The sequence below is a fragment of the uncultured Fibrobacter sp. genome (genome assembly GCF_900316465.1).
Taxonomy (GTDB): domain Bacteria; phylum Fibrobacterota; class Fibrobacteria; order Fibrobacterales; family Fibrobacteraceae; genus Fibrobacter.
Genome location: NZ_ONDD01000004.1, coordinates 35,868 through 60,273, shown reverse-complemented (window position 1 = coordinate 60,273; position 24,406 = coordinate 35,868). Strand labels below are relative to the sequence as shown.

The following is a 24,406-nucleotide window of genomic DNA, read 5'->3' as shown; positions in this document are numbered from 1 at the left end:
GATCCCCACCTTGGTGGCCATGCGCACAAAGCACTAAATGTGCTAAGTGCTGTCCGCCCGCCTACGCGGGGATGACATAAAAAAAGAGCTGGCAGCCGAAGCTACCAGCGAAATACCCGGATCGCGATTCGAACGCGAGTCTGATCCTTAGGAGGGACCCGTTCTATCCAACTGAACTATCCAGGCAAATTCGGTGGCAAATATAACAAAAAATTTCTACATTTGTGGCCATGAAAAATTTTTACGTTACTACCCCGATTTATTATGTGAATGACGCCCCGCATATTGGGCATTCCTACACCACGGTCTTGGCCGATATTCTCACCCGTTTCCACAAGATTCTGGGCTACCAGACTTTCTTCTTGACCGGTACCGACGAACACGGCCAGAAGGTGCAGCGCGCCGCCGAAAAGCGCGGCGTGACCCCGCAGGAACACGTAGATGAATACTACCACCGTTTCGAAGACCTGTGGAAGAAGATGGGTATCGGCAACGACTTCTTTATCCGCACCACGATGCCCGAACACAAGGCTTTTGTGCAGGAATGCCTGCAGAAACTCTGGGACAAGGGTGAAATTTATTCGAAGGAATACGAAGGTTGGTACTCCGTCGGCGAAGAACGCTTCTTCAGCGAAGACGAACTCGACGAAAACAAGTGCGACCCCATCAGCCACCGCCCGGTGGAATGGCTCAAGGAAAAGAACTACTTCTTCAAGATGGGTTCTTACCAGCAGAAGCTCATCGACTTCTTGGAAAGCCACAAGGACTGGATTGTGCCGGACTACCGCTGGAACGAAATCCGCGGATTCCTGCGCCAGCCGCTGAATGACCTCTGCATCAGCCGCCCGAAGGCACGCCTTAGCTGGGGCATTCCGCTGCCCTTCGACACTGACTACGTGACCTACGTTTGGTTCGACGCTTTGCTCAACTACGTGAGCGCCTCCACCGCCTTCCACAAGACTTATGCCGACGGCACGCCGATCTGGCCTGCCACTTACCACCTCATCGGCAAGGACATTCTCACCACGCATAGCGTGTACTGGCCGACCATGCTCATGGCCCTCGACATCCCGCTTCCGCAGCACATCCTCGCCCACGGCTGGTGGCTCGTGAACGGCGGCGAAAAGATGAGCAAGTCCGCAGGCAACGTGGTGAACCCGATGGACTACATGGAAAAGTACGGCATCGACGCTTTCCGCTACTTCCTCGCTCGTGAAATGGTCGTCGGTCAGGATGCCAACTTCACTCACGAAGCATTCGTGCGCCGCATCAACAGCGACCTCGCTAACGACCTCGGTAACGTGCTGAACCGCGTGCACCGCCTGGTCATCACGAATTTCGAAGGCAAGCTCCCCGCCGCCACCGCAATCGGCGACGCCGAAAATGAAGTCATCAATCTTGCAAACAAGGTGATTGCCGAAATCAAGGAAGGCCTGCCGCAGGCTCGCCTCTCGCAGTCTATCGAAACCATCATGCAGCTCGTGCGTAGCATCAACCGCTACCTCGAAGTCAAGGCTCCGTGGAAGCTCGCGAAGGACCCCGCCCACAAAGACGAACTCGCAACGGTTCTTTACGTATCTGCAGAAGCCGTGCGTCTCTCGCTCTGCTTGCTGTGGCCGGTGATTCCGGGCAAGTCCGAGGAAGGCCTCGCCATGATCGGCTCCAAGTTCCAGAGTGCCGACGATCTCGCCTGGGGTATCCTCAAGGGTGGCGAAGCATTCGGCGAAGGCAAGCCGCTCTTCCCGCGTATTGAAGAAGAAGTCAAGAAGCAGGAAGCCCAACCGAAGCCCAAGCAGAACAAGCCCCTGATGGCTGCCGACGTGCCCGCCGCCATGGACATGCGCGTGGCCCAGATTAAGGAAGTGGCCGACCATCCGGATGCTACAAGCCTCTACGTGCTCAAGGTGGACGCCGGCGAAGGCGAACTCCGCACCATCTGCAGCGGCCTCAAGAACAGCTACAAGGCCGAAGAACTTCAGGACCGCAAGATTCTGTTGTTCGCAAACCTCAAGCCGAGCGCCCTGCGCGGTATCATGAGCCAGGGTATGCTCTTTGCAGGCGACCTCGACGCCGAAGCACACACCTGCCGCCTCGTCTCTGTGCCTGAAGACGCAAAGCCCGGTGACCGCGCCCTCTTCAAGGGTGTCTCCCCGAGCGAACCCCGCGAGCTCAAGGTGAAAGACTTCGAGAAGATTGCGCTCTCCGTGAAGGGAGGCGCCGTATTCTGCGACGCTCTCGCTCTTGAAGTGAACGGCAAGCCGGTGACTTGCGACGTCGCTGACGGCAATGGCGTGCATTAATCAAAAAAGCAAATTTAAAACAGGCACCCCGCTCAAAGCGAGGTGCCGTTTTCATTTCTAGAAATAAAACTAAGCAATCTCCATGAACAACAAACGCCTCGTATTGCGATTTCATCGCATAAACCGGCGCCTCAACAACAGAAACAAGCAAGCTTTTTTCTGCTGTACTCGGCTTGGGATTATTTAACGAGGCGTGGTTGTGAGAGCGAGGCGATATCACATTCTTGACGATGCGACAGAGCCGGGCGGTCTCCGTGAGCAACAAAGCCCTCGGGTGTTAACCGAGGGCGGTTGCGAGAGCGAGGCGATATCACATTCTTGTTGATGCGATAGAGCCGAGCAGTCTCCGTGAGCAACAAAGCCCTCGGGTGTTAACCGAGGGCGGTTGCGAGAGCGAGGCGATATCACATTCTTGTTAATGCGATAGAGCCGAGCGGTCTCTTACTTACGACACGAGCATCATCGAGAACACCATGACGAACAGTGCGACGGTTTCGCCGACGCCCAAGACCATCAGGTAGTTCACGAGGCCCTTGCCGGTTTCGCCGAGGGCGTTGCAGGCGTCCGCAGCGGACTTACCCACGTACCAGGCGCTGGCCATCATGCCGATGCCACCGAAGATGCCCACACCCAGGTATGCAGCCCAGTTAGCCGGAGCCGCCTGAGACTTGTTCAGGATGTACATCATCAGCAACATGCCGTAGATTGTCTGCGCAATCGGCGCGCCCACGAAGATGAGCAGCGTAAACAGCGCGTTCTTACCCTTGAGATACGCCTTCTTCCAGGCTCCGATGGCCGCCATGCCGGCAGTCCCGCAGCCCAGCGCAGAACCCACCGCGGCAAGGCCCAAGGCCGCCACCGCGCCAAGTTTCGCGAGCGTTAAAAGTTGAGCTTGATCCATACGTGTTACCTCGCTGGATTAGAGCACCATCATGGAGAACACGAGAACGAACAGGGCCACGGTTTCCACGATACCGAGCACCATGAGGTAGTTCACCATGCCCTTGCCGGTTTCGCCGAGGGCGTCGCAGGCCACGGCCGCGGACTTGCCCTGGTACCAAGCAGAAGCCATCATACCGAGACCGCCGAAGATACCGGCGCCGAGGCAGCCGCCCCAGTTGGTAAAGCCGGATTCAGCAGCCTTGCTCAGGATGAAGTTCATCAAAAGCATGCCGTAAATCGTCTGGGAAATCGGGGCACCCACGAACACCAGCAAGGTGAAGAGAGCGCTCTTGCCCTGGGCATAAGCCTTCTTCCACATGGTGATGGCGGACATACCGGCCGTTCCGCAACCAAGGGCGGAGCCCATTGCCGCAATGCCAAGCGCAGCTGCAGCACCCATTTTAGCGAGAGTAACCATTGTATTCGGTTCCATTGTTTTTTCCTCATTAAGTAGCGGGAATCATCCCTTGGTTTAATTTTTCTGCTTGGCGAAGGGCGCGAACGCGAATCCGCTCCATTCCTGGCCAAGTCCATTTGAAAATTCGAGTGTATTCAGACGTACCGCGTGGACCGCGACGCCCATGACCGCAAGCGCGATGTTCAGGCCATGCACGAAGAGCAGCAGGAAGGCAGCACCGGCGATACCGACAGCAGAGCCGAACAGCGGCGAAAGCATGTCGTTGAACGCCTCGGCAATGGCCGCACCAGACATGCCCACAGCAAACAGACGGATATAGCTGATCACGTCGGTAAAGCTGTTCACCACGTCGAGCACAAGCATCGGGATGCTGATGAAGTCCTGTTTGAGGCGCTTCGGCGGCACAGTAAAGAGCACCAGAAGCACCGCTTCCACGATGAACATCGGGATGACGAACTTCGGCATGTCGATACCGAGCACCATCTGGCACGCAAGGAAGAACATCACCCAGCAGCCGATAAGCCAGCCCACCTGCGCCATGAACGTGGAGTCCTTGCGCTTGATACGCACGCACACGTTCCAGATATGAGCGATACTCAAGTGGACCACGGCGATGCAGAAGCAGAACAGCTGGATATGCTGCATCTGGGAGGCACCTGCCGCCTTCGGCACGAAGCTTTCGGGCAACAGCGTGATCGACTGGGCGAAGGCCTTGTAGGCTTCGAACTTCGCAGGGTCAGTCGGTGCGCTTGTGCGGATCCAGAGCATCGCGTTCTTCAGCGGTTCAGGCAACCAGCCGTAGTTGGTGATGTCCAGGTAATACGTCCACCCCGCAAGCGCCGGAGAAAGTCCGAGGAAGCTTGCGTTGATGACACCCCACACGATGGTGGCGATGCTCATGAGGTAGATAAAGTGGAAACCAGCAGGGTTCGCCTTCGGCATCTTGGAGCGGGCAAAGAGTGCCAGACCGAGGAACAACAGGCCGTAAGCCGAGTCGCCCACAATCATCGCAAAGAAGATGCTGAAGAAGCAAAGGAACACGGCCGACACGTCCACTTCCTTGTACCCCGGCGAAATGCCGATGATGTCGTACAGGAACTGCATGGGGCGGCTGAGCTTGCTGTAGGTCAACAGCGTCGGGATATCGTCGTCTTCGGCGGGGTCGTCCACTAGGAGGCCCCAGCCGTGCTCGCGGGCGGCCTTCTCGAGTTCGCCCACGCGAGGTGCGGGGCAGAAGCCCTGCACGGCGGCGACGTTCTTGTCGCCCACCATCGAGGCTTCGGCTTCGACCATGCGGTAGTCGTCACCCACTTCGAGGAGTTTGTCTTCGATAGATTCCCTGACGCCCGAAAGTTCACCCAGGCGTTTTTGGACGCGGGCAAGCGTTTCCTTGGCTTTCGCTTCCATTTCGCGGTATTCGGCAAGCGACTTCTGCGGCATCGTGAGTTCGGTGAAGTTTCCCTTCACGGCGACAGGGGCTTCTCCCCTGCTCACGACAGCCACATACTTGCCGTTTTCATCCTGGCCGAATTCTTCGATAGAGCCTTCGCCCTCGAGTTCGAACGGGATTTTACCGTCATGGAGCTGGTAAAGTTTGACATAGATACCCTTCGCCTGCAAGGCTGCAGCCGTTGCGGGGTCCAGGTTCTTGAACATGGAAAGTTTAGAGAGTTCCTCTTCAGCCTGTTCCTTGTCGATTTCCGCCTGCTTGCTTTCGGCAACCAGGTTCTGGATTTCATCGATAAGGCTTGCTGCGGTCGCGGCTTCCTTCACGGGAGTCACACCCTTCGGAGCTTTTTCGGGCACCACTTCCAAGGCCTTCTGCACGCGATTCATTTCGCCGCGGGCCTTATTCAGCTTAGCGCCTGCAGCCGCCTGCAAAGGCGTGAGGTGCAAAATTTCAAGCGTACGGAGCGCCTGGAGCGTCTCTTCAACTGCACTTGCAACCGTCAGCACCGTCACTTTCTTCATAGGAGTAATCATGCGGCGGCCTCCTTCGCGAGTGCATCCTGGGCAGCGGTACGGGCGGTGGCCTTACCCTTGGCAAGCTTGCTGCGGGCAACGCCGGACGTCTGCTGGTCGCCCAGGAAGATGTTGATGACGCGGATATTTTCCTTCGCTTCGGGAATCTTCACCTTTTCGAACAGGTTCACGCGCTGGCTCGTGGTACGCAGTTCCTTAGAAAGAAGTTCGTACTGCTTTTCGAGCACGCGGCGTTCCAGACGCAGCGAAATCAGGCCCTGAAGGCTTCTGATACCGTCGTCCAGCCACACGGGCGTGGTAAAGAAATCCGGAATGGCGATATTAAAGTCTACCCCGTCGTATGTCGGAATCTTCACGCCGGCGATGTTACCTTCGCCCTGGCGCACTTCCTTCACCGACAGGTACTTTGACCATTCGATGGGTTCGGCAAACAGCGAAATCCAGGAAGCCATGCTCTTGCGGAGCTTATCCTCCTCTTCTCGCTTAGCCATCACCCTCTCCTGGAGCGTGCGCATTTCCATCTGCAGCTGCTGCTTTTTCAACAGCAACGTCGGCAGATAGCGCTGGAAGCGCTTCAATGCGTCGCGTTCCGCCTTGAGGGCGTTTTTAGTTAACTTGACCTTCGCCATATTACCCCTTCTTGGGCCAATATTCGTTGATCATCTTGGTCGGAATACCCGTTTCTTCGGGTGCGAAACAGTCAGCAAGGATTTCCCAGCCAAGGTCCAAAGCCTTTTCCAGCGGAATGTTGACAGAAAGGTCCATCATTTCGCTTTCGAAACGCTGGCCATACTTCAACAGCTTCTGGTCCCAGTTACTCATGTTGAAGCCCATGGACTGCTTTTCCAAAGTTTCCTTGTAGCTTGCGTACAGCTGAATCATGGTGTTCATGATGGTACGGTGGTCGCTACGGGTCTTGCCGTTCACCTGCTGTTTCAAACGAGACAGAGAACCGAACGGTTCAATACGGCCCTTACGCAGGTAGAACTGACCTTCGGTAATGTAACCGGTGTTGTCCGGAACCGGGTGGGTCACGTCGTCGCCAGGCATAGTCGTAACGGCCAGAATGGTGATGGAGCCCGAACCTTCGAAGTCCACAGCCTTTTCGTAACGGCTAGCAAGCTGAGAGTAAAGGTCGCCAGGATAACCACGGTTCGACGGAATCTGTTCCATCGTAATGGCGATTTCCTTCATGGCGTCTGCAAAGTTCGTCATATCGGTGAGGAGCACGAGCACGTTCTTGCCTTCGGTAGCGAACTTTTCTGCCACAGCGAGGGATGCATCCGGCACGAGCAAGCATTCCACAATCGGGTCAGAGGCGGTGTGCATGAACATCACCGTACGGGAAAGAGCACCGTTCTTTTCGAGGAAGTCCTTCAGGTACAGATAGTCATCGTGCTTCAGGCCCATGCCGCCGAGGATAATCACGTCCACTTCGGCCTGCAATGCGATACGGGCCAGGAGTTCGTTATACGGTTCACCGGCGATAGAGAAAATCGGGAGCTTCTGCGAAACCACAAGCGTGTTGAACACGTCGATCATCGGGATACCCGTACGCACCATCGTCTTCGGGATGATACGCTTTGCGGGGTTCACGGAAGGGCCGCCAATAGTAATGCGTTCGCCGTCCACTTCGGGGCCGTTGTCGCGGGGCTTACCAGCACCGTTAAACACGCGGCCAAGCAAGGCTTCGCTGTACGGAACCTTCATCGGTTCGCCAAGGAAGCGCACTTCAGAGTCGGTCGAAATACCACGGGCACCTGCGAACACCTGCAAGTCCACCATGTCGCCGTCAATACGGATCACACGGGCAAGGGATGTTCCGAACGAGCTTGTCACCTGGGCAAGTTCCTGGTTTGCTACACCTTCGGCACGGAGCGTAATCACGGAACCGGCGATGCGTTCAATACGATGGTATGCCACATTATGCATTAGCGGAAACCTCCTTCACGGAAGCAAAAATACTTTGTTCAAGGTCCTTGAATTCCTGGGAATCGAACTTGACGCGGTTCCAGTCCTTCGTCGACTGAGTGAGCTTAAGGAAGAACGTACGAGCGACGTCCTTTTCGCTGAACTTCATCGGGGTCTTGAGAATGGTGTAAACCTTGTCGAACACGTACTTCTGACGTTCAGCAGAGCAAGCGGCGTCAATTTCGTTATAGGCGTCCTGCTGCAGGTAAACGGCATCGAGGTATTCGGACTTCAGGTAAATCACGAAGTCGTCGATAGAGGTACCTTCTTCGCCCACCACCTTCATCATGTTGTTCACGTCCACGCCGTTTGCGAGGATGTGACGGGCTTCGGCAACCTTCTTGGAATCGATAATGCCTTCGTACTTGGACCAGGAATCCAACGGGTGGATTGCCGGGAAGCGGCGCTGGTCGGAACGTTCACGGGAAAGGCCGAGGAATGCGCCCACCACCTTCAAGGTAGCCTGGGTCACCGGTTCTTCGAAGTTACCACCTGCAGGCGACACGGAACCGCAAATCGTCACGGAACCGGTAGAGCCGTCCTTCAAGCGAACCACACCACCGCGTTCATAGAAGGCGGCGATCACGGATTCGAGGTAGGCCGGGAAGGCTTCTTCGCCCGGAATTTCTTCCAGACGGCCGCTCATTTCACGCAGAGCCTGAGCCCAACGAGAAGTCGAGTCAGCCAAGAGGAGCACGTTCAGGCCCATCTGGCGGTAGTATTCGGCGAGAGTCACGCCCGTATACACGGATGCTTCACGAGCAGCCACCGGCATCGAAGACGTGTTACAAATAATCAGCGTACGTTCCATGAGGGACTTGCCAGTACGCGGGTCAATCAGTTCAGGGAATTCGCGGAGGGTTTCCACCACTTCACCTGCACGTTCACCGCAAGCGGCCAAGATCACGATATCCACGTCGGCGTAGCGGCTCATGAGCTGCTGAAGCACGGTCTTGCCGGCACCGAAGGGGCCCGGCGTACAGAACGTACCGCCCTGCATCACGGGGAAGAACGTATCGATAATGCGCTGCTGCATGGTGAGGGGCTTGGAGGGACGCAGGCGTTCTTCGTAGGCCTTGATCGGCATCTTCACCGGCCAGGTCTGCACCATGGTCACGTCTTGGGTTTCGCCCTTGTCATTCTTGAGCTTAGCAACCACATCTTCAACCACATGTTCGCCAGCGGCAGCGACCGATTCCACAGTCCACTTACCGAGCAGGCGGAACGGCACCATAATGCGGTGCGTGAACACGCCTTCGGGCACGGTGCCGAGGGTATCGCCCGCGACCACCACATCGCCCACCTTGGCGACCGGGGTAAATGCCCACTTCTTGTCGCGCGGGAGCGCCTTCAAATACTTACCGCGCTGCAGGAAGAAGCCGCATTCATCGGCAAGCTTCGGGAGCGGGTTCTGCAAACCGTCAAAGACCTGGGTCAAAAGGCCGGGGCCAAGTTCTACGGACAAAAGTTCGCCGGTGAATTCCACCTCGTCACCCGTCTTGAGCCCCGTGGTGTCTTCGAACACCTGGAGTTCGGCGTAGTCACCGCGAATACGAATAACTTCGCTCTTAAGGGGGATAACTTCGGACTTACCGTCCTTGTTTTTCTGGGTAAGCTTGGCATATGCCACTTCGTTCTGAGACACGGCGGTTTCGAACTTGACACGGATCAAGTTTCCGTTCACGCCGATGATTTTTCCGATACTAGCCATTGAAAATGGACCTCCGGTCATTCCTGCTCCGCCGCAGAGGCGTATGCAGGATCGTTTGCATTAATAACATTCAATACGGCGCTGTCACCTGCAGCTTCGGTCAGGCGAGCCCAGCGTTCACAAATCTTCAGCTTAATAGCATAAGCGTAAACATGCTTGACGGTACCCTCGCCCACACCTGCGAGCGAGTCCACAAGCCAGAAACGGGCCTTGTCAATATCCTGCTCTTTTTCCATAGGATTCGACTTGGCAAACGCGTCCTGAATCATCTTTGCGAAAGTGACATCGTAGCCCGGGAAGGACTTGTCCGTAAAACGGACATCGGGACCCCACGCAGCAGCGCGGAGCCTACCTGAAACGTTCTTCATCTGGATTTCGTGGGCCTTGTAGGCACGAACGAACTCGTCGTCACATTCTTCGCATTCACCGTCATCGAGAAGCGCGTCCAGGGCGGAGATTTCCGAATCGGACAGCACACCGATGCAGCGGTGACGGAACTCTTCCATGGAGAGAGGCGGAACGTCGCCCATCTCGATCATCGGAAGAGAGGCCATCAGGTAAGAAGGAGAGCTCATCGCTAACCTACTTGGCCTGGGCAGCGGCGTTTACAACGCGGGAAAGTTGCGGACGGAGCAGGGCCGAGAGAGCATCGGCCATGGCAGCTTCGGTAAATTCGTGAGTGACCTTGCCACCGTCGAGCTTGACGCGGAAGCCGAACTTGACGCCCTTGTCGCTTTCGACCTTAACGCCGGCGGAAAGCTGCTTGGCAAATTCGCCCATCACAAAGGAGCTGAGCTTGCGAGCATCGGCGTCAGAAAAATCCACTTCGATGTCGGAAGAATAATTCTTAGCAAGGGTCAAAAGCATGGACTTCACGGTGGATTCGTCGAGGGACTTTTCCACCTGGAGGTTCAGCAAATCCATAATCATCTTTTCAAGGTTCTTGCCTACCGAAAGCAGGAGGTCGCGGGCGGACTGTTCAAGAGTGCGTTCGCTGCGTTCCGTGAACGCTTCGGCGTCCTTGTCGGCCTTTTCCAGACGGGCGGACGCTTCGGCTTCGGCAGCCTTCACGATATCGGCCGCCTTTTCCTTGGCCTTGGCAATGATAGCCGCCGCCTCGTTTTCTGCTTTATCGACAGCATCTTTCTGGATGCGTTCCATAAGGTATTGCAAGTCTTCTGCCATATATATCATCTCCAAATAACGTTTCCAAAAGATTCCAATAGCAAAAAACGCACCAAAAGAGTCTTTTGGGAAAATTTCGATAGTAATATACAAGTAATTTTGACAAAAAGTCGAAAAAAACGGCAAATTTTTTGAAATAATGGATAAAAACCACGTTTTTGGCGATAAAAACGCAAAATTTGCGAAAACTAAAGTTTACAAGAAAAAACTTTTGGATTTACAGGATTTGCTTTGGAGCCAAAACAGTTTACAGAATTTGTTTTCTACGCAAATTTAGCGGTGCTCGTTAGTCGAGGGTTCAAGGCCACGGAAAAAAGCCAAACCATCAAAATCGTCCTTGAGGGCCTGCACCGTTTCGCCAATCATATAGAGGCTGCCGGTCACTAAAACAGGAATATTTTCGTTATCTACAGAGGCAATTTCGGCAACTTGGTCCAAAAAATTTCGGCTGAGTTCGCCTTCGCTAGCAACTTTCAAGCCCAAATTCGAGAGTTCCGAGCGCAAATCGTCCAGTTCGCGGAAACGCGGGTAAGGAGTCTTGGTTATATGCCAGTGACTTACAAATGGAGCCATCAACTTGAGCATTTCGCCCACATCTTTATCTTTAAGGGCTCCGAAAACGCAGTGGAACTTGGTACCGGGGTAATATTCCGCCAAGGTTTCAACCAAGCGACGCACCGCATGAGAATTATGCGCCCCATCCAGAATGTAGCGAACCACCCCATTTTTATCGGTCAACTGCTGCATGCGGCCAGCCCAGGAACGGGTTTCAAGCGTTTTTAAGGCGAGAGAATCGTCAAAAACGCGACCCACACTGTGAACAAAGCTTTCGGCGGCAGCCAAAGAAAGGCTTGCGTTTTCAATGTAATGGTGGCCCAGATTCGGGAGTTTGATGTCGGTCCGAATCGCAGGAACGAAACATTCTGCACCAAGTTCGCTTGCATAAGCACGGGCTTCTGCCAGTAATTCTTCGGAAAGGCCTCCAACGACAAAAGTCTTATTGCGGCGACGGTCCGCTTCGACAACAGCCATCTTTTCTTTAAGAATGGCGCTTTCGGTGGGGCCCAGAACTTCGGTGTGTTCAAGTCCGATACTCGTGAGCACCACGATATTGCCGCATGCCACCGCCGTACTGTCCAAGCGGCCGCCCATGCCTGCTTCCATCGAAACCACGTCTACACCCTGCTCGGCGTAATACAAAAACGACACAAGTGTCAAGACCTCAAAGAAGGTCGGCTCCACCTGCACCTGTTCTGCTGCAGCCTTCACCTGGAGAAGCAAACGATCCAAATCAGCGTCACTAATGGGATTGTCGTTTACACGAATACGTTCGCGAAGGCTTACCAGATGCGGGCTCGTGAAAAGCCCAGTCTTAAAACCATGGGCCTGCAAAACGCCCGCGAGGTAATAGCTCGTTGAGCCCTTGCCATTCGTACCGACGATATGGATTGTCTTGAAAGATCGTTCAGGATTTCCGAGAGCGTTGCAGAGTTTGCGAGTCGATTCAAGCCCCGGCACCATGCCGAACATGAGCCTAGAATTCAAATAATCCATACCAAGCGATTGCATGCGCCAAATATAGCTAATCGTACATACTCCACCATATTGTCATGCCGCACTTGATGACAATAGCCACTTGCAGCTTTGCTGCTTAGTGGATATGATCCTCGGCAACGGGGACAGCATCTCCTTTTCCATTTAAATAAAAAACGCTTTTTTCAAATACAAGAGGAGATTCCCGCCTACGCGGGAATGACATCTTACTATCTTACTTCATGTTACTACATGGTTTTTATATGAAAAGTTTTGGAATTATACTGCTTCTGGCGGTTTTTATCGCTATTGCCTGGTCGCGCGTAGACCCGACAGCAGCCCCGCAGCATTACAACTACCGCGACGCGAGCAAGCAGCTGAGGCGCGTGTATTACGGCGAACTTCAAGAAACTCTTTACTGCGGTTGCCGATACGACGACAAGAAGAACGTCGACTTTTCAAGCTGCAACTTCAAGCCGCGCGAAAATCCGAAACGCAAGAGTTTTAAGCGCGCCGAGCGCATTGAATGGGAGCACATGGTAACCGCCCACAATATGGGACAGCACCTCCCCTGCTGGCGCGATGGAGGTCGCAAGAACTGCAGCGCGAACGACACGACCTTCAAAATCATGGAAGGCGACATGCACAACCTGTACCCCGCCATTGGCGAAGTCAACGGCGACCGCAACAACTTTATGTACAGCCAGTGGACTAATGACCCAGAACCCATGTACGGCGGCTGCAAGACCATTGTAGATTTCAAGCTAAAAAAGGCCCAACCCCGAGAAGAAGCTCGAGGAATCATAGCCCGAGCAAGCCTTTACATGGAAAAAACCTACGGCGTTAATTTATCCAAACAGGACCGTCAGCTTTTTGAAGCCTGGAATAAAATGTACCCCGTAACCCCCAGGGAATGTGAGCGAGACCGCCGAATTTTTAAGGTTCAAGGGGATCATAACCCCTTTGTGTACGAAAAATGCCCTAAATAATGGAAAAATGTTAGACAAATTACATATTTAATTGTTCGTTTTTCTTTTTTAATTCCCACTTACATTTATTTATATATATTTACAAACGAGGTTAGTATGTACAGGACCCTATTCTTTTTTATTGTCTTTTTTGCAGTTTCTGTGTGCGCCCAGGTGGAATTCCCCATGGCGTCCAAGATTATTAATGTCACAAAAGACCCATATTATGCTAAGGGTGACGGCAAAACCGATGACACCGAAGCTATTCAGAGGGCCTTGAACGACCACCCCGATGGCGACTATATTATTTACTTACCCCATGGTATCTACAAGATTACCGATGGATTGACTTGGCCTGTTACCAAAAAACAGGAATCTTCGAGCCGTCGTACGATTTTGCAAGGTCAAAGCATTGGCGGAACCATTCTGCAATTGGCAGACAACACCTACGGTTTTGACAATCCTGAATTTCCGAAAGCAGTCATTTTTACAGGTGAAGGCCCCGGCCCCAAGTACAGAAACGCCGTCCGCGATATGACGATCCGTACCGGTAAAGGAAACCCGGGTGCAATCGGCATCCAATTTAACGCTTCGAACCAAGGCACAATCCACAACGTCAAGATCCATTCCGGAGACTCCCTGGGTGTGTACGGTATTGACCTCGGCTTTACCGAAGGCATTGGTCCGCTTTTGCTCAAGAATGTCGAAATCAACGGTTTTAACGTCGGTGTTTACGCCAAGGGCGAAACGGGAACGGCAACGCTCGAACATGTAACCATGGGCGGCCAGAGAAAGTACGGCCTTGAAAACGACAACATGAACCTTGCTGTTCGAGCTCTCCGATTCAAGGGTTACGTTCCTGCTGTTTACAACCACGGCGATTTCGCCATCATGAGTTTGCTTGATGGTTTGCTGGAATTCGATAGCGGAAACAAGAAGGTCAAGCCCACTACAGCCATTTTGAACGAAAGCCACCTGTTCGCCAGGTCCATGAAGGTTTCGCGTTACAAGACCATGATCAATTCCAAGAAGAAAGGCTACAACGAGGAAATGATCCAGGGCGAAATCATCGAATTCTCGACACAAGAAACCAAGCAACTTTGCCACAGCCCCAAGCAGTCGATGCGCTTGGCTGTTGCAGAAACGCCGGCATACCCGGAACAGAAGCCCGACAACTGGATTACCATTGCCGGCGACTACGGTGGAAAATCAAACACGGGTTCCGACGACTCAAAGGCTATTCAAGACGCAATTGATGACGGCGCCGAAACGCTCTACTTCCCGCCGGGAGGCCGCTGGACAATCAACCGCGACATTTACATCCGTAACCGCATTCGCCAGATTATCGGTATCGAAGGCCGTATTGACGGTAAGGGCAAGTTCATTATCGAAGCCGGCGCATTCAACGAACTCACGATTGAACGTTTCTCGGAATTCGGTAGCGGAATTATTTTGAAGGCAAAGCGCAACCTGCTCCTGAAGAACATGATGGTGCGCTCGCTCGAAACCGCCGAAGTCGGTGGCGGCGACATTTACCTCGAAGACGTAACGCTTGGAACCCTCCAGCTGAACTACCAGAAGTTGTGGGGACGCCAGGTGGCCTTGATTGGCGACACCAAGGGTCCGAAGATTACCAATAACGGTGGTCACATTTGGATTCTCGGGCTTACGGCCAAGAAAGGCAACACGATTATCCAGAACTTCAACAAGGCTCACGCCGAACTCATCGGTGTTGAAATCGTTGCAAGCGACAAGGCAAAAGACCGTCCGATGTTCATTAACGACAACTCTGGACTTTCGATTACGGGCCTTCGCGAAACGCTTACCCGCGGAAACGCTTACCCCACTATTGTCGAAGAATCCAGAAAGGGATCTAAAATCAAGTCGCTGTACGGAAAAGACTTGAAGCACACCCCCAACGGCGGTGTGATGATTCCGCTGTTTACGGGCTACGCTCCGAAGCTTGGCGCAAACGAAAAGCCTCAGGCATTCATTCCTGACGAAATGGTGATCGTGCAGCCCAACCTGCTTAGAATGAAGGGTTCCGTGGTCGATGACGGTCGTGGCGACGGTCTTTGCGAAGACCCCGTGCGCTGGACGAAGGGACTTGGCCCCGGAAAGGTCGTGTTCTCGGACAGCATGGCTTACGAGACCGACGTTTCGTTTACGGCAAGCGGCCGCTACAACATTATCTTTACCGCCGACGACGGATACCAGACTGGCTCTGACACCGGTAAGGTTTACGTGTTCGACCTGCACTATACCACGCTCGACAATACCGGCAACGGATTCCCGAGCGGTAAGGGTGCCGCCACCTGGATTTCAGAATTTGACAACTTTAGCCCGCACAACTCCGACCAAGAACTGCATGTCGCAAACGTGACGACCGGAAACGCCGGAAAGATCTATCTGCGATTTGACCTGTCTTCTTTGCCGGGCCCGCTGTTCGACGCAGCTCTCAAGTTGGAATTCAACAAGGATTCTATCAAGAAGCCCGTGCAGCTGAACATCTTTGGCCTTAAAGAAACCAGCAAGGACATGAACTTCGGCGACCAGAAGCTGGGCGTCGACTGGGTTGACTACGAACTCACTTGGGAAAACGCTCCGGCAAATATCCCGCAGCAAAAGGGCGGCCAGTTCAACATCCGCAAGAATTCGGGTGGTGGCGTTGACACCAAATACGCAGACTTCTTGGGCATTATCACAATCAACCCGAAGGCTCCTCTCGGCGCATTCGTAAGAACCCCGACCCTCACGGAATTCTTCAAGCGCAAGCACCCCTCACAGCTGTACACGCTGATTCTTACCGCCGTAGAACCGGGTGAAACCGTTTTGCCCAGTGCCGCCGCAGGCAAGGAATTCGCGCCATCGCTCTATGTCGGCTACTTCGACAACTCTCGTTCTGTTGGCGGTGAAGCCATGGACGGCGGTTATACGCTTACCAAGGTAAACATCGACATTTACAGTTTGGAGTGCGACTTTGACTTGACAGTCGGTTACCCGCAGTTCGTGCAGATTGAAATCGTGAACGAATTCGGAAAGCGCATGCTTACTGTCGCAGCCCGCGACCTCGCTGGCGAAAAGAAAACCCACTTCAAGTTTAAGGCCATGGCCTTCCCCACCGGCAAATATATTCTTCGCGTAATCGGCGAAGCATTCACCGCCGAGCAGCAATTCTATATCCTGAACTAGGAGACACCAAATGCAGTTCAAGAAACTATTTAGCCTTAGTGCAGCATTATTCATGACCGTCGCCTTTACCGCATGCGGCGACGACTCCAGTTCTTCGGCCTCTGACGAAGAGTCCAGTTCCTCGGTTCCTTCGTTCAGGTCGAGTAGCTCCTTGAGCACTCGTGCAGACCTTGACTACAAGGATACCGTCAAACTCGGCGACACGCTCCGCATTTACTTGGAACTGTTCAAGGGTGATTCCTCCAAAATGGACGAAAGCGAAATTTACCTTGACAGCACGGCAACCACGATGCCGCTATACTTGGGCGAATTCCCGAAAGGCAGTCGCATCAAGGTATTCGCAAGCACCTCTAACATTGAAAATGACCAAATTCGAATCAAGAGCGAATACGGAGATTACCTGCAGGCAACCAAGGCTGCCCCCAAAACGGCAGCCCGCAAAGATTCCGTTTATAGAAACGCCTTGATACCCAGCTTTGGTGCAGATTCTTCTGCAACTTTCAGGGATTCCAACACCTTCGTAACCTTTAACGACAACCACTACTTCCTTGAACTTGAAGGCGAATTCAGCGATGAATCCAGCATGAAGCTCAAGGTCGTCGTTGATACGACTTATTACAAGTACACAGGCGAAGACGAAAAGATTTCCATGAAGATGAGCGACACCTTGCGCGGCATTCTTTTAATTGACAACGCGCCCAAGGAAGTGTCTATCGCATTCTCCGCTAACGAAGGCTACAGCGTAAACCTCACCACCGTCGGCGAAAACATTATTCTCTACAAGCTTACCGATGGCGACAAGGAACTCGGTTCTTCAAAAACGAATCTCGATACCATGCTGGTACCGAATGATTCCGTGAACTGGTCGATCAAGATCAAGCCTGAATCTTTCTCTAGCATTTGGACAGGCCCGTACGCCTTCTTTGAAGCCATTACCAAAGCCCGCGAACTTGAACAGGGCGAATATTTCTCTAATCCGGATTCAATCAAGTACCCCGGCGAAGCTTACGAGCGCACCCGTCCTAAAGACGACATTGGTACGTACAAGTACAACTTACGTCAGGAACAGTTCGTGTGGATCGGTGACTACAAGAAGGGAGATTCCGTAATCGTCAAACACTGGATTCAGAACTACAACGACGAAAATTTCCAGAACGTATCTATTGAAATTTTGGACAAGAAAAAGAAGTCTCAGGCCAAAATCAGCAGCGTTTACGGCGGAAGCTTTAAGGTGAGCGGAGACATGCCCGAAGGCCCGTATTACTTGCATTACCTTCGTTTGAATTCCGACCCGTACGACCAAGGCATTCCTGACAGCCTGCGTTACGTGCTGCAGCTCTACACCATGGTTCAGCAGCCCGGCCTCTTAAAAGAAATGAAGTTCTACGATTCCGAAAAAGACGTTCCGCTAAACGAAAAGGTTCTTGCTGTTGGCGACACCATGCGTTTCGAAAACTTTGACTTCTTGATGACTCCAAATTCCAAAACTTCTTGGGATATTATTGGTTCAGACATTGCCTGGTATGTGCCGTGCAAAACGCTTGACTACCTGAACAACAGTAGTAACTACAAGTCTGAATCGTGTGAAGAAGAACAGGAAATTTCGTCGAACTACCTGATTGCGCTTGAAAGCGGAATTGGCGAAAAGGCTCAACTGATTGCCCAAAGTGTCGCTGACCCCTCTATGCGCGACACTCTGACCATTACGATTATTGCTAAAGCGGACTAATCTTCCCAGATTTGGTTCGGAAGTTTACCGATATCGCGAAAGTCTAAAAGCCCTGCCGTCGGAGCGTTCACGTTTACCAGACGCGCCAGGGGTTTTCCTGCGCGTTCTATGACAATTTCTTCGTCCTTGAGAGAAACCTGGTTCAACATCGAGCCAAAATTTTGGCGGACTTCCATGGCTGAAACAACTTTAGACATGTCCTAAAAATAGTATATTCTGCGCATGGAAACCGAAAACAAGTCCTACTCCGTTACGCAATACATGAAAGCCTTGAAGCAGAAGGTAGAATCAACCCCTGCCGTATGGGTGCGTGGCGTGATTACCCAGATTAACGAAAAATCGAAAGTCGTTTACCTGAGTATTGCGGACTTTGAAGAAGGGAACGTGAATCCGCTCGCGACTGTACCGCTTTACTGTTTTGCGGCCAAATTCGCAGCCATCCGCGCTAAAATAGAGAATTACCCGCAACCTTTTGAACTTAAGGAGCAGCTCAAGGTCAGTTTTTTGATTAAGGCAGACCTTTACGTGCCTTACGGCAAACTGCAGGCGCAAATTCTAGACATAGACCCCGTTTACACGCTCGGCGAACTGGCGCTTACCAAAAGTGCCATTTTAAAGAGGCTCGCGCTTGAAGGCTTACTTGAGAAGAACAAGGCTTTGACGCTTGCCGATGTTCCCATTCGCGTGGGCCTGATTACCGGCGAAGGCACCGCCGCCTACAAGGATTTTACCACAAAACTCGCAGAATCCCCGTTCGCCTTCAAGGTGAAAACGGTGTATGCCAAAATGCAGGGATCCGAAACCGAATCTACAGTTCTTGCTGCACTCGAAGAACTCGCCAAAGATTCGGAGCTTGACGTAGTTTGCATTATCCGCGGTGGCGGAAGCAAGACGGATTTAAACTTTTTCGATAGCGAAGCATTGTGTCGCGCTGTCGCAAACTTTCCGCTGCCCGTATTCACCGGAATCGGGCACGAGATTGACCGCAGTTTGCTAGATGAAGTCGCGTACCAGTCCTGCATTACGCCGACCGATACCGCCAAGCGCTTGCTTGACCGCGTTGCGGACAGTTGGAACAAGATGCTTTCGACAGCGCAAGAAATCGCCGGGCAAACTAAAGAAGTCCTTCACGACTACAAGCAAGAACTTTCTAATACAGGCAACCGCTTGCAGCAAAAGGTGAATGCCCTGATTCAGAAAGAAGCCCTCAAACTTTCGCTCTACAGAAGCAACATGCAAAAGGATTTGCAGTTCATTTTTAGAGGCGAGCGCGAGCGCATTGCCCGCGACAGCGAAGGTTTGCATCAAGGTTCCCGCAAGATTCTGGATCTTGAAAAATCAAGATTCAACCTGGTGGAGCTGCGTGTCAAGAATGCCGACCCCGAAACGACACTTTCAAAAGGCTACACGCTTACGCTTGATGCCAACGGAAAGTTTGTTCGTAACAAGAGCCAGCTCAAGCCCGGCGACACGCTTACGACTCGATTTAAGGACGGAAGCGTACAATCAGTCGTAAAGTAGCCGCATTATTTAAATTCCGGCAATTTCTCAATTTTCATGAAGCGCTTGGTTACAGCATCCAGCGCAAAGTAGCGCACGGCATCGCCCAAAGAAAGCATTACGTACTTGGGAGTAAGAATTTGCAAGTACTTATTCAACTGCACCTGTAAAGCTTGCCATGTATACTCGCCGGGAGCCTTGCATTCCACCAAGAGCCACGGGTGTTTTAAGTCACCAGACGCCTTGAAATCTTGCACCAGCAAATCCACTCGGTCATCAGTTTTAGGCTCCACCGTCGAAAGCGCAAACTCCACCGCAATCAAGTTCTGAGGCACCTTGACTTCATCGATCAGGAATTTGATAGTCGCCTGACGCACCCGTTCTTCGGGCGTATCGGGAACATCTTTCCCGCGAATCGGGTCATATATCATGCCGTGTGTCATATCTGCAAAAATAAAAAATTACCCACCAAACCTTGACAATTTCACATCTCTGAAAGTATATTTAGGCGCATGAATAAAATCTTTGGACAGAACATCGCAGCAGCAGCGAAAGCAGCAAGCCCGGCAGCAGCCCGAGCTATTATGGGGCTGTCCAGAGAAACCAAAATCTGTAAAGCATAATGCTTAAATCCAGACAAAAAGTTTCAAGGGCAGCCCCGCAACAGGCTACCCTTTTTTAGACCGCTCGTTCGTCATATCAAGTGACAAGACCTCCGGGTCCTCACGAGCTCTCGCCATCACGGCACGTTCACACCGTGCCGTTCCTGGCTCACGGTTTATACCCTTTTTAACCATTAACCATAAGGAAAAACGAAAATTCTTAAAAGATTATATTCTATAATTACAAGGTAAAAACAAGAATTTTCGATACCTATACAGGAGCATAAAATGCGCAGAAGACTATTGAGCGAAGGTGCCAAGGAACTCTCTTACGAAATCCGCGAGATCGTGAAGAAGGCAAACCAGCTCAAGGCACTCGGCCTCCCCATTCACTGGGAAAATATTGGTGACCCCATCGAAAAGAAATGTCAGATTCCTGACTGGATTAAGGATATTGTTGTAGACCTGGCTAAAACAAACCGCAGCTATGGTTACTGTCCGTCCAAGGGTATGCTCGAGACCCGTGAATTCCTGGTGAAGGAAAACAACAAGCTCGGCGGCGCCCAGATTAACGTGGACGACATCCTGTTCTTTAACGGCCTTGGCGACGCAATTGCAACGATTTACGGTCTTCTTTCGATGACGACCCGCATTATCGGACCGGCCCCGGCCTACTCCACTCACAGTTCTGCCGAAGCGGCACACGCCCACACGGCCCCCATCACCTACCGCTTGCAGCCGGAAAACCACTGGTACCCGGACCTCGAAGAACTCGAGAACAAGGTGAAGTACAACCCGAGCATCGCGGGCATCCTCATCTTGAACCCGGACAACCCAACCGGCATGGTCTATCCGCTTGAAATACTCCAGAAAATCGTGGATATCGCCAAGCGCTACAACCTGTTTATCATTTGCGACGAAATCTATAACAAGATTACGTACAATGGCGCCCACGCTTACGCACTCGCCGAATACATCGGCGATGTCCCGGGTATCGCTCTCAAGGGCATTTCCAAGGAATACCCGTGGCCGGGCGCTCGTTGCGGATGGGCCGAATACTACAACCGCGACAAGGACGAACAGTTCGACGCCTTCTGCCGCGCTTTGGACAACGCCAAGATGGTGGAAGTCTGCTCGACCACGCTCCCGCAGATGACGATTCCGCGCGTGCTTGGTGACAAGCGCTTCAAGGAACACCGTGATGCATTGAACGAAAAGATTGGCCGCCGTAGCGCAATCATCAATGAAATCCTTTCCGACATTCCGGAACTGTATTTCAACCCGACCTACGGTGCATTCTACAATACAATTATCTTCCGCGAAGGTACGCTCAACAACCATCAGAGCTTAAAGATCGACAATCCGATTATCAAGAAGAAAGTCGAAGAATGGTGCAGCAAGACCACGAATCTGGACTACCGTTTCGTGTACTACCTGCTTGGCGCTAAGGGAATTTGTGTGGTGCCGAGTACCAGTTTCTGCACGGACTTGAAGGGATTCCGCGTAACGCTTCTGGAAGAAGATGAAGACGAACTGCGCAGCGTATTCACGACCATCCACGATGCAATCATAGAATACCTGCATAGCTAGTCTACGCCTAAGAGGGGATTAGGAGGACTGTCAAAGAAGGAAGGAGAGGGTATGAAAAAAATGTTTTTTCACATCGCTGTTGCAACGATACTCCTTGCGACAGGATTTCTTTGCGGTTGCGACAAACAGTCTCAGCAGCACCCTGTGACAGTCACGGTCCTTACTTATAGCGAATACATGGATCCTGATATGATAACCGATTTTCAGATGAAAACCGGTTATAAACTGCAGTTGGTAGAATACGAAGCCCAAGAAGAAATGATTGATAAACTGCAGGCAGCCATGGAAAAACAGTACGACGTGGTAATTGCTTCGGACGTGATGATTCAGCAATTGATTCACTTGGGGCTGATTGCTCGCATAGACATGGACCAGATTCCAAACAAAGTAAACATCGCCGATCAGTTCAAGAACCCCGTATACGATCCAAATAACATGTACACGCTCCCCTACCAATGGGGAACCACAGGCATTCTTTACCGCGACACGACGCTTAACCCCAGCGGCGTAAGCTACAACACGCTTTTCAACCCCAAGCAAATCAAAGGCAAATTCAGCCTGCTTGACGAATCCCGTTCCATGCTTTCCATTGCATTGCAGGCGAAGGGTATAAACGCCAACAGTTTTAGACCAGAAGATATCGACAAGGCCGTTGAATGGATTCGCGAAATCAAACGCGACTCGAATTTCGCCGGTTTCGAAGGTTCCGTTGCCGCCAAGGACAAAATTCTTGCGAACGAATACTGGGCAGCGATTGTATTTAACGGAGAAGCCATGGACGCCATCTCGGAAGACCCGACGCTGCGCTACGCCATTCCCGTTGAAGGGAGCTTTATGTGGGTCGATGCCATGACGCTCAGTAGCCATGCACAAAATACCGAAGGCGCATACGCATTCATGAACTACATTCTTGACGCCCCAAACGGCGCAAAACTCGCAACAACAATCAACTATGCATCTCCCAATAGGGCGTCGCTCAAGCTCATTGACGAAAAGTTCAAGAATAACCGCGTCATCAACCCCACCCGCGAAGAAATAGACCGCATGGTATTCTTGCGCTACCCAGGTGATGCAGTCAAGCTCTTTGACGATGCCTGGAAAAATGTCAAAGCAAATTAAGTGCTAAAAAAGCGAACGCTCCTCAAAAGGAGCGTTTTTTTATTGTTCGTATGCAGGAGCCGGAGTCGCAATAGGCAGCGGCGCAAACGGAGGTTCAAGTTCAATGCTGATTGGGCAATGGTCCGAGCCCATCACATTTGGATGTATCTCGGCATTGATAATGTTGGGAACAAGGCCTTCGTCTACAAAAGCATAATCGATACGCCAACCCACGTTACGTGCACGAGCACCAAAACGGTTTGACCACCAGGAATAGCGATCACGATCTTCGGGATGCAACAGACGGAATGAGTCTACAAAGCCATTTTCAACATACTTGTCCATCCACGCGCGTTCTATCGGCAAGAATCCGCTGACATCCTCGTTTTCCTTTGGGCGTGCGATATCGATTTCCTTATGGCAAGTATTGTAATCGCCGAGCGTTACCACATGTTTACCATCATTAATCCAGCGCTTGCAGTTTTCAAGGAAGGCATCGTAAAAACGGAGCTTGTAGTCCAGGCGGTCATCGCCCTGGCCACCATTCGGGAAATAAATGCTATTGAGAACCCAGTCCGGGAACACGAGCTGGAGCACGCGGCCTTCTTCGTCGAATTCCTCAATATCGAAGCCATAGTTCACGCGATCAGGTTCAATTTGGGTATAAATACCTACGCCACTGTAACCTTTCTTGCGACGGCAAGGGTTCCAATAGGCAAAGTAGCCGTCGGGGTTTGCGACCTCTTCAGGAATCTGGTCTACCTCGGCACGGACCTCTTGCAAGCACAAGATATCCGGCTTCGTTGCAGCAAACCAGTCCGTAAAACCCTTTTTAAGGGCAGAGCGCAACCCGTTCACGTTCCAGCTGTAAATATTCATGTTATACCCAATTCTTAATCCGCGGCAAAAATACATTTTTTTAACAGCCCTAGGGAGTAAAGATGATTTTATCCCTCGATACTCTGACATTTCAGCCTAAAAACCCATTGAGGAAACAAAAAGTTTACAATTCTCGGTTAAAAAAATTTGAACTTTCTAAAGAAAATAAATGCAATTCGGAATAATAAAATTATATTTAAAGCATGAAATCTTCAATCTTGCTATTCTCTGGTTTCGCTATAGCTACCCTCCTTTCCGCCTGTGCCGGTTCAAACAACGCTGGCGAAAACTTGGATGTTCCGACAAACATGCCCCCTATCTGCCGCGATATTGACTTTGTGGAACAGCCTGATATGCGTGAAATGTGCGGTGTTCGTACAGTGCATACCCTTGCCTATAAGAACATCCCGCAGCAGCGTTACCTGATCAAGCCGCAAGAAACATCTATTGTAAAATCGGGTGAAAAACTCGAACTCCGTTTCCAGAACTCCTTACCGCTCCTTTTGGAAGGCCCCATTACCGAAGAAATTGAATTTTCCCAGCAAAAGCGCCTCGAAAAGATCAAGAATTCCTACGATTATCACGAAATTTACAACAAGGGCGCCCAGCGTATCCGTATTTTCAAAATGGGCATCCCGACCGACAAGGGGAATGTCTACAGTTTCTGCTTCCGTATTCCCGAAAAGAAGGGTAATGCCCGTACCCGTAGCGTCGCCATGGGTAACCATATCGAAGCTTTAAGTTGTGAAGATTTCGACAAGCTAGTCGCAGAAAACGCAAAGACCAAGTAGTTATAGAGCTTAGT

The 24,406-nt window shown here is 51.9% G+C and carries 20 protein-coding genes and 1 tRNA gene; 8 read left to right on the top strand and 13 right to left on the bottom strand.

The genetic code is table 11. From position 1 onward, the window contains the following. Nucleotides 1-113: 113 nt before the first annotated feature. A tRNA-Arg gene (locus QZN53_RS02580) sits at nucleotides 114-186 on the bottom strand. 44 nt (nucleotides 187-230) lie between these two features. Here QZN53_RS02580 and metG point away from each other — a divergent pair. Beyond that, nucleotides 231-2,300, top strand: coding sequence for a methionine--tRNA ligase (gene metG / locus QZN53_RS02575; protein WP_163437267.1), 2,070 nt, complete (start codon nucleotides 231-233; stop codon nucleotides 2,298-2,300). A 445-nt stretch (nucleotides 2,301-2,745) separates the two neighbouring features. Here the strand turns inward: metG and QZN53_RS02570 are convergent, their stop codons facing one another. From QZN53_RS02570 to QZN53_RS02530, 9 genes are all read right to left on the bottom strand, one after another. Then, a complete protein-coding gene (locus QZN53_RS02570; protein WP_072799628.1) occupies nucleotides 2,746-3,201 on the bottom strand; it encodes a V-type ATP synthase subunit K in 456 nt (151 codons plus the stop codon). Between the two features lie 18 nt (nucleotides 3,202-3,219). Further along, a complete protein-coding gene (locus tag QZN53_RS02565; RefSeq protein WP_083532182.1) occupies nucleotides 3,220-3,675 on the bottom strand; it encodes a V-type ATP synthase subunit K in 456 nt (151 codons plus the stop codon). A 39-nt stretch (nucleotides 3,676-3,714) separates the two neighbouring features. Then, nucleotides 3,715-5,643: a V-type ATP synthase subunit I gene (locus tag QZN53_RS02560; RefSeq protein WP_163437265.1), complete on the bottom strand. Its 1,929-nt coding sequence runs from the start codon at nucleotides 5,641-5,643 to the stop codon at nucleotides 3,715-3,717. Then, the gene (locus QZN53_RS02555) at nucleotides 5,640-6,272 is read right to left on the bottom strand and encodes a V-type ATP synthase subunit D (RefSeq protein WP_088627880.1); all 633 of its coding nucleotides are present in this window, start codon (nucleotides 6,270-6,272) and stop codon (nucleotides 5,640-5,642) included. The genes QZN53_RS02560 and QZN53_RS02555 overlap by 4 nt, the downstream gene beginning before the upstream one ends. A gap of 1 nt (nucleotide 6,273) precedes the next feature. Then, the gene (locus tag QZN53_RS02550; RefSeq protein WP_072799621.1) at nucleotides 6,274-7,575 is read right to left on the bottom strand and encodes a V-type ATP synthase subunit B; all 1,302 of its coding nucleotides are present in this window, start codon (nucleotides 7,573-7,575) and stop codon (nucleotides 6,274-6,276) included. Next, entirely contained in the window at nucleotides 7,568-9,325 is a 1,758-nt protein-coding gene (locus QZN53_RS02545; RefSeq protein WP_163437263.1) for a V-type ATP synthase subunit A, read from the bottom strand. The genes QZN53_RS02550 and QZN53_RS02545 overlap by 8 nt, the downstream gene beginning before the upstream one ends. Before the next feature lie 17 nt (nucleotides 9,326-9,342). After that, nucleotides 9,343-9,900, bottom strand: coding sequence for a DUF2764 family protein (locus QZN53_RS02540; RefSeq protein ID WP_163437261.1), 558 nt, complete (start codon nucleotides 9,898-9,900; stop codon nucleotides 9,343-9,345). 7 nt (nucleotides 9,901-9,907) lie between these two features. Next, nucleotides 9,908-10,510: an ATPase gene (locus tag QZN53_RS02535; RefSeq protein WP_163437260.1), complete on the bottom strand. Its 603-nt coding sequence runs from the start codon at nucleotides 10,508-10,510 to the stop codon at nucleotides 9,908-9,910. A gap of 273 nt (nucleotides 10,511-10,783) precedes the next feature. Further along, nucleotides 10,784-12,079 (bottom strand): folylpolyglutamate synthase/dihydrofolate synthase family protein, encoded by a 1,296-nt coding sequence (locus QZN53_RS02530; RefSeq protein ID WP_163437259.1) that lies wholly within the window; start codon nucleotides 12,077-12,079, stop codon nucleotides 10,784-10,786. A 227-nt stretch (nucleotides 12,080-12,306) separates the two neighbouring features. Here QZN53_RS02530 and QZN53_RS02525 point away from each other — a divergent pair, with 227 nt between their 5' ends. From QZN53_RS02525 to QZN53_RS02515, 3 genes are all read left to right on the top strand, one after another. Then, nucleotides 12,307-13,032: an endonuclease gene (locus QZN53_RS02525; protein WP_163437257.1), complete on the top strand. Its 726-nt coding sequence runs from the start codon at nucleotides 12,307-12,309 to the stop codon at nucleotides 13,030-13,032. Between the two features lie 96 nt (nucleotides 13,033-13,128). Continuing rightward, complete coding sequence (locus QZN53_RS02520; RefSeq protein WP_163437255.1) at nucleotides 13,129-16,203, top strand: glycosyl hydrolase family 28-related protein; 3,075 nt, start codon at nucleotides 13,129-13,131, stop codon at nucleotides 16,201-16,203. Between the two features lie 10 nt (nucleotides 16,204-16,213). Continuing rightward, the gene (locus tag QZN53_RS02515; RefSeq protein ID WP_163437253.1) at nucleotides 16,214-17,932 is read left to right on the top strand and encodes a hypothetical protein; all 1,719 of its coding nucleotides are present in this window, start codon (nucleotides 16,214-16,216) and stop codon (nucleotides 17,930-17,932) included. Here QZN53_RS02515 and QZN53_RS02510 read toward each other — a convergent pair. Further along, nucleotides 17,929-18,129 carry a type II toxin-antitoxin system Phd/YefM family antitoxin gene (locus tag QZN53_RS02510; RefSeq protein ID WP_163437251.1) on the bottom strand — a complete coding sequence of 67 codons (201 nt, stop codon included), beginning with the start codon at nucleotides 18,127-18,129 and terminating at the stop codon, nucleotides 17,929-17,931. The genes QZN53_RS02515 and QZN53_RS02510 overlap by 4 nt on opposite strands. 25 nt (nucleotides 18,130-18,154) lie before the next feature. Between QZN53_RS02510 and xseA the strand changes: the two genes are divergently transcribed. After that, on the top strand, nucleotides 18,155-19,453 hold the full coding sequence (gene xseA, locus QZN53_RS02505) for an exodeoxyribonuclease VII large subunit (protein WP_163437249.1): 1,299 nt from the start codon (nucleotides 18,155-18,157) through the stop codon (nucleotides 19,451-19,453). Nucleotides 19,454-19,458: 5 nt separating this feature from the next. Here xseA and QZN53_RS02500 read toward each other — a convergent pair whose 3' ends face one another. Further along, nucleotides 19,459-19,875, bottom strand: coding sequence for a type I restriction enzyme HsdR N-terminal domain-containing protein (locus QZN53_RS02500; protein ID WP_163437248.1), 417 nt, complete (start codon nucleotides 19,873-19,875; stop codon nucleotides 19,459-19,461). Nucleotides 19,876-20,322: 447 nt separating this feature from the next. Here QZN53_RS02500 and QZN53_RS02495 point away from each other — a divergent pair, with 447 nt between their 5' ends. Together QZN53_RS02495 and QZN53_RS02490 are read left to right on the top strand one after the other, a co-directional pair. Further along, entirely contained in the window at nucleotides 20,323-21,624 is a 1,302-nt protein-coding gene (locus QZN53_RS02495) for a pyridoxal phosphate-dependent aminotransferase (protein ID WP_163437246.1), read from the top strand. A 51-nt stretch (nucleotides 21,625-21,675) separates the two neighbouring features. Further along, on the top strand, nucleotides 21,676-22,743 hold the full coding sequence (locus QZN53_RS02490) for a spermidine/putrescine ABC transporter substrate-binding protein (protein ID WP_163437244.1): 1,068 nt from the start codon (nucleotides 21,676-21,678) through the stop codon (nucleotides 22,741-22,743). 39 nt (nucleotides 22,744-22,782) lie between these two features. Here QZN53_RS02490 and QZN53_RS02485 read toward each other — a convergent pair whose 3' ends face one another. Beyond that, nucleotides 22,783-23,601: an exodeoxyribonuclease III gene (locus QZN53_RS02485; RefSeq protein ID WP_163437243.1), complete on the bottom strand. Its 819-nt coding sequence runs from the start codon at nucleotides 23,599-23,601 to the stop codon at nucleotides 22,783-22,785. 203 nt (nucleotides 23,602-23,804) lie between these two features. Here QZN53_RS02485 and QZN53_RS02480 point away from each other — a divergent pair, with 203 nt between their 5' ends. Then, nucleotides 23,805-24,392, top strand: coding sequence for a hypothetical protein (locus QZN53_RS02480; RefSeq protein ID WP_205428113.1), 588 nt, complete (start codon nucleotides 23,805-23,807; stop codon nucleotides 24,390-24,392). Nucleotides 24,393-24,406: the final 14 nt, after the last annotated feature.

Excerpts from the sequence above, each read along its gene's own strand:
- QZN53_RS02535 (WP_163437260.1), bottom strand. The coding sequence starts at position 10,510 with ATGGCAGAAGACTTGCAATACCTTATGGAACGCATCCAGAAAGATGCT.
- QZN53_RS02560 (WP_163437265.1), bottom strand. The coding sequence starts at position 5,643 with ATGATTACTCCTATGAAGAAAGTGACGGTGCTGACGGTTGCAAGTGCA.
- QZN53_RS02565 (WP_083532182.1), bottom strand. The coding sequence starts at position 3,675 with ATGGAACCGAATACAATGGTTACTCTCGCTAAAATGGGTGCTGCAGCT.
- QZN53_RS02570 (WP_072799628.1), bottom strand. The coding sequence starts at position 3,201 with ATGGATCAAGCTCAACTTTTAACGCTCGCGAAACTTGGCGCGGTGGCG.
- xseA (WP_163437249.1), top strand. The coding sequence starts at position 18,155 with ATGGAAACCGAAAACAAGTCCTACTCCGTTACGCAATACATGAAAGCC.
- QZN53_RS02480 (WP_205428113.1), top strand. The coding sequence starts at position 23,805 with ATGAAATCTTCAATCTTGCTATTCTCTGGTTTCGCTATAGCTACCCTC.
- QZN53_RS02515 (WP_163437253.1), top strand. The coding sequence starts at position 16,214 with ATGCAGTTCAAGAAACTATTTAGCCTTAGTGCAGCATTATTCATGACC.
- QZN53_RS02540 (WP_163437261.1), bottom strand. The coding sequence starts at position 9,900 with ATGAGCTCTCCTTCTTACCTGATGGCCTCTCTTCCGATGATCGAGATG.
- QZN53_RS02510 (WP_163437251.1), bottom strand. The coding sequence starts at position 18,129 with ATGTCTAAAGTTGTTTCAGCCATGGAAGTCCGCCAAAATTTTGGCTCG.
- QZN53_RS02495 (WP_163437246.1), top strand. The coding sequence starts at position 20,323 with ATGCGCAGAAGACTATTGAGCGAAGGTGCCAAGGAACTCTCTTACGAA.
- QZN53_RS02525 (WP_163437257.1), top strand. The coding sequence starts at position 12,307 with ATGAAAAGTTTTGGAATTATACTGCTTCTGGCGGTTTTTATCGCTATT.
- QZN53_RS02555 (WP_088627880.1), bottom strand. The coding sequence starts at position 6,272 with ATGGCGAAGGTCAAGTTAACTAAAAACGCCCTCAAGGCGGAACGCGAC.
- metG (WP_163437267.1), top strand. The coding sequence starts at position 231 with ATGAAAAATTTTTACGTTACTACCCCGATTTATTATGTGAATGACGCC.
- QZN53_RS02530 (WP_163437259.1), bottom strand. The coding sequence starts at position 12,079 with ATGCAATCGCTTGGTATGGATTATTTGAATTCTAGGCTCATGTTCGGC.
- QZN53_RS02500 (WP_163437248.1), bottom strand. The coding sequence starts at position 19,875 with ATGACACACGGCATGATATATGACCCGATTCGCGGGAAAGATGTTCCC.
- QZN53_RS02485 (WP_163437243.1), bottom strand. The coding sequence starts at position 23,601 with ATGAATATTTACAGCTGGAACGTGAACGGGTTGCGCTCTGCCCTTAAA.
- QZN53_RS02545 (WP_163437263.1), bottom strand. The coding sequence starts at position 9,325 with ATGGCTAGTATCGGAAAAATCATCGGCGTGAACGGAAACTTGATCCGT.
- QZN53_RS02490 (WP_163437244.1), top strand. The coding sequence starts at position 21,676 with ATGAAAAAAATGTTTTTTCACATCGCTGTTGCAACGATACTCCTTGCG.
- QZN53_RS02520 (WP_163437255.1), top strand. The coding sequence starts at position 13,129 with ATGTACAGGACCCTATTCTTTTTTATTGTCTTTTTTGCAGTTTCTGTG.
- QZN53_RS02550 (WP_072799621.1), bottom strand. The coding sequence starts at position 7,575 with ATGCATAATGTGGCATACCATCGTATTGAACGCATCGCCGGTTCCGTG.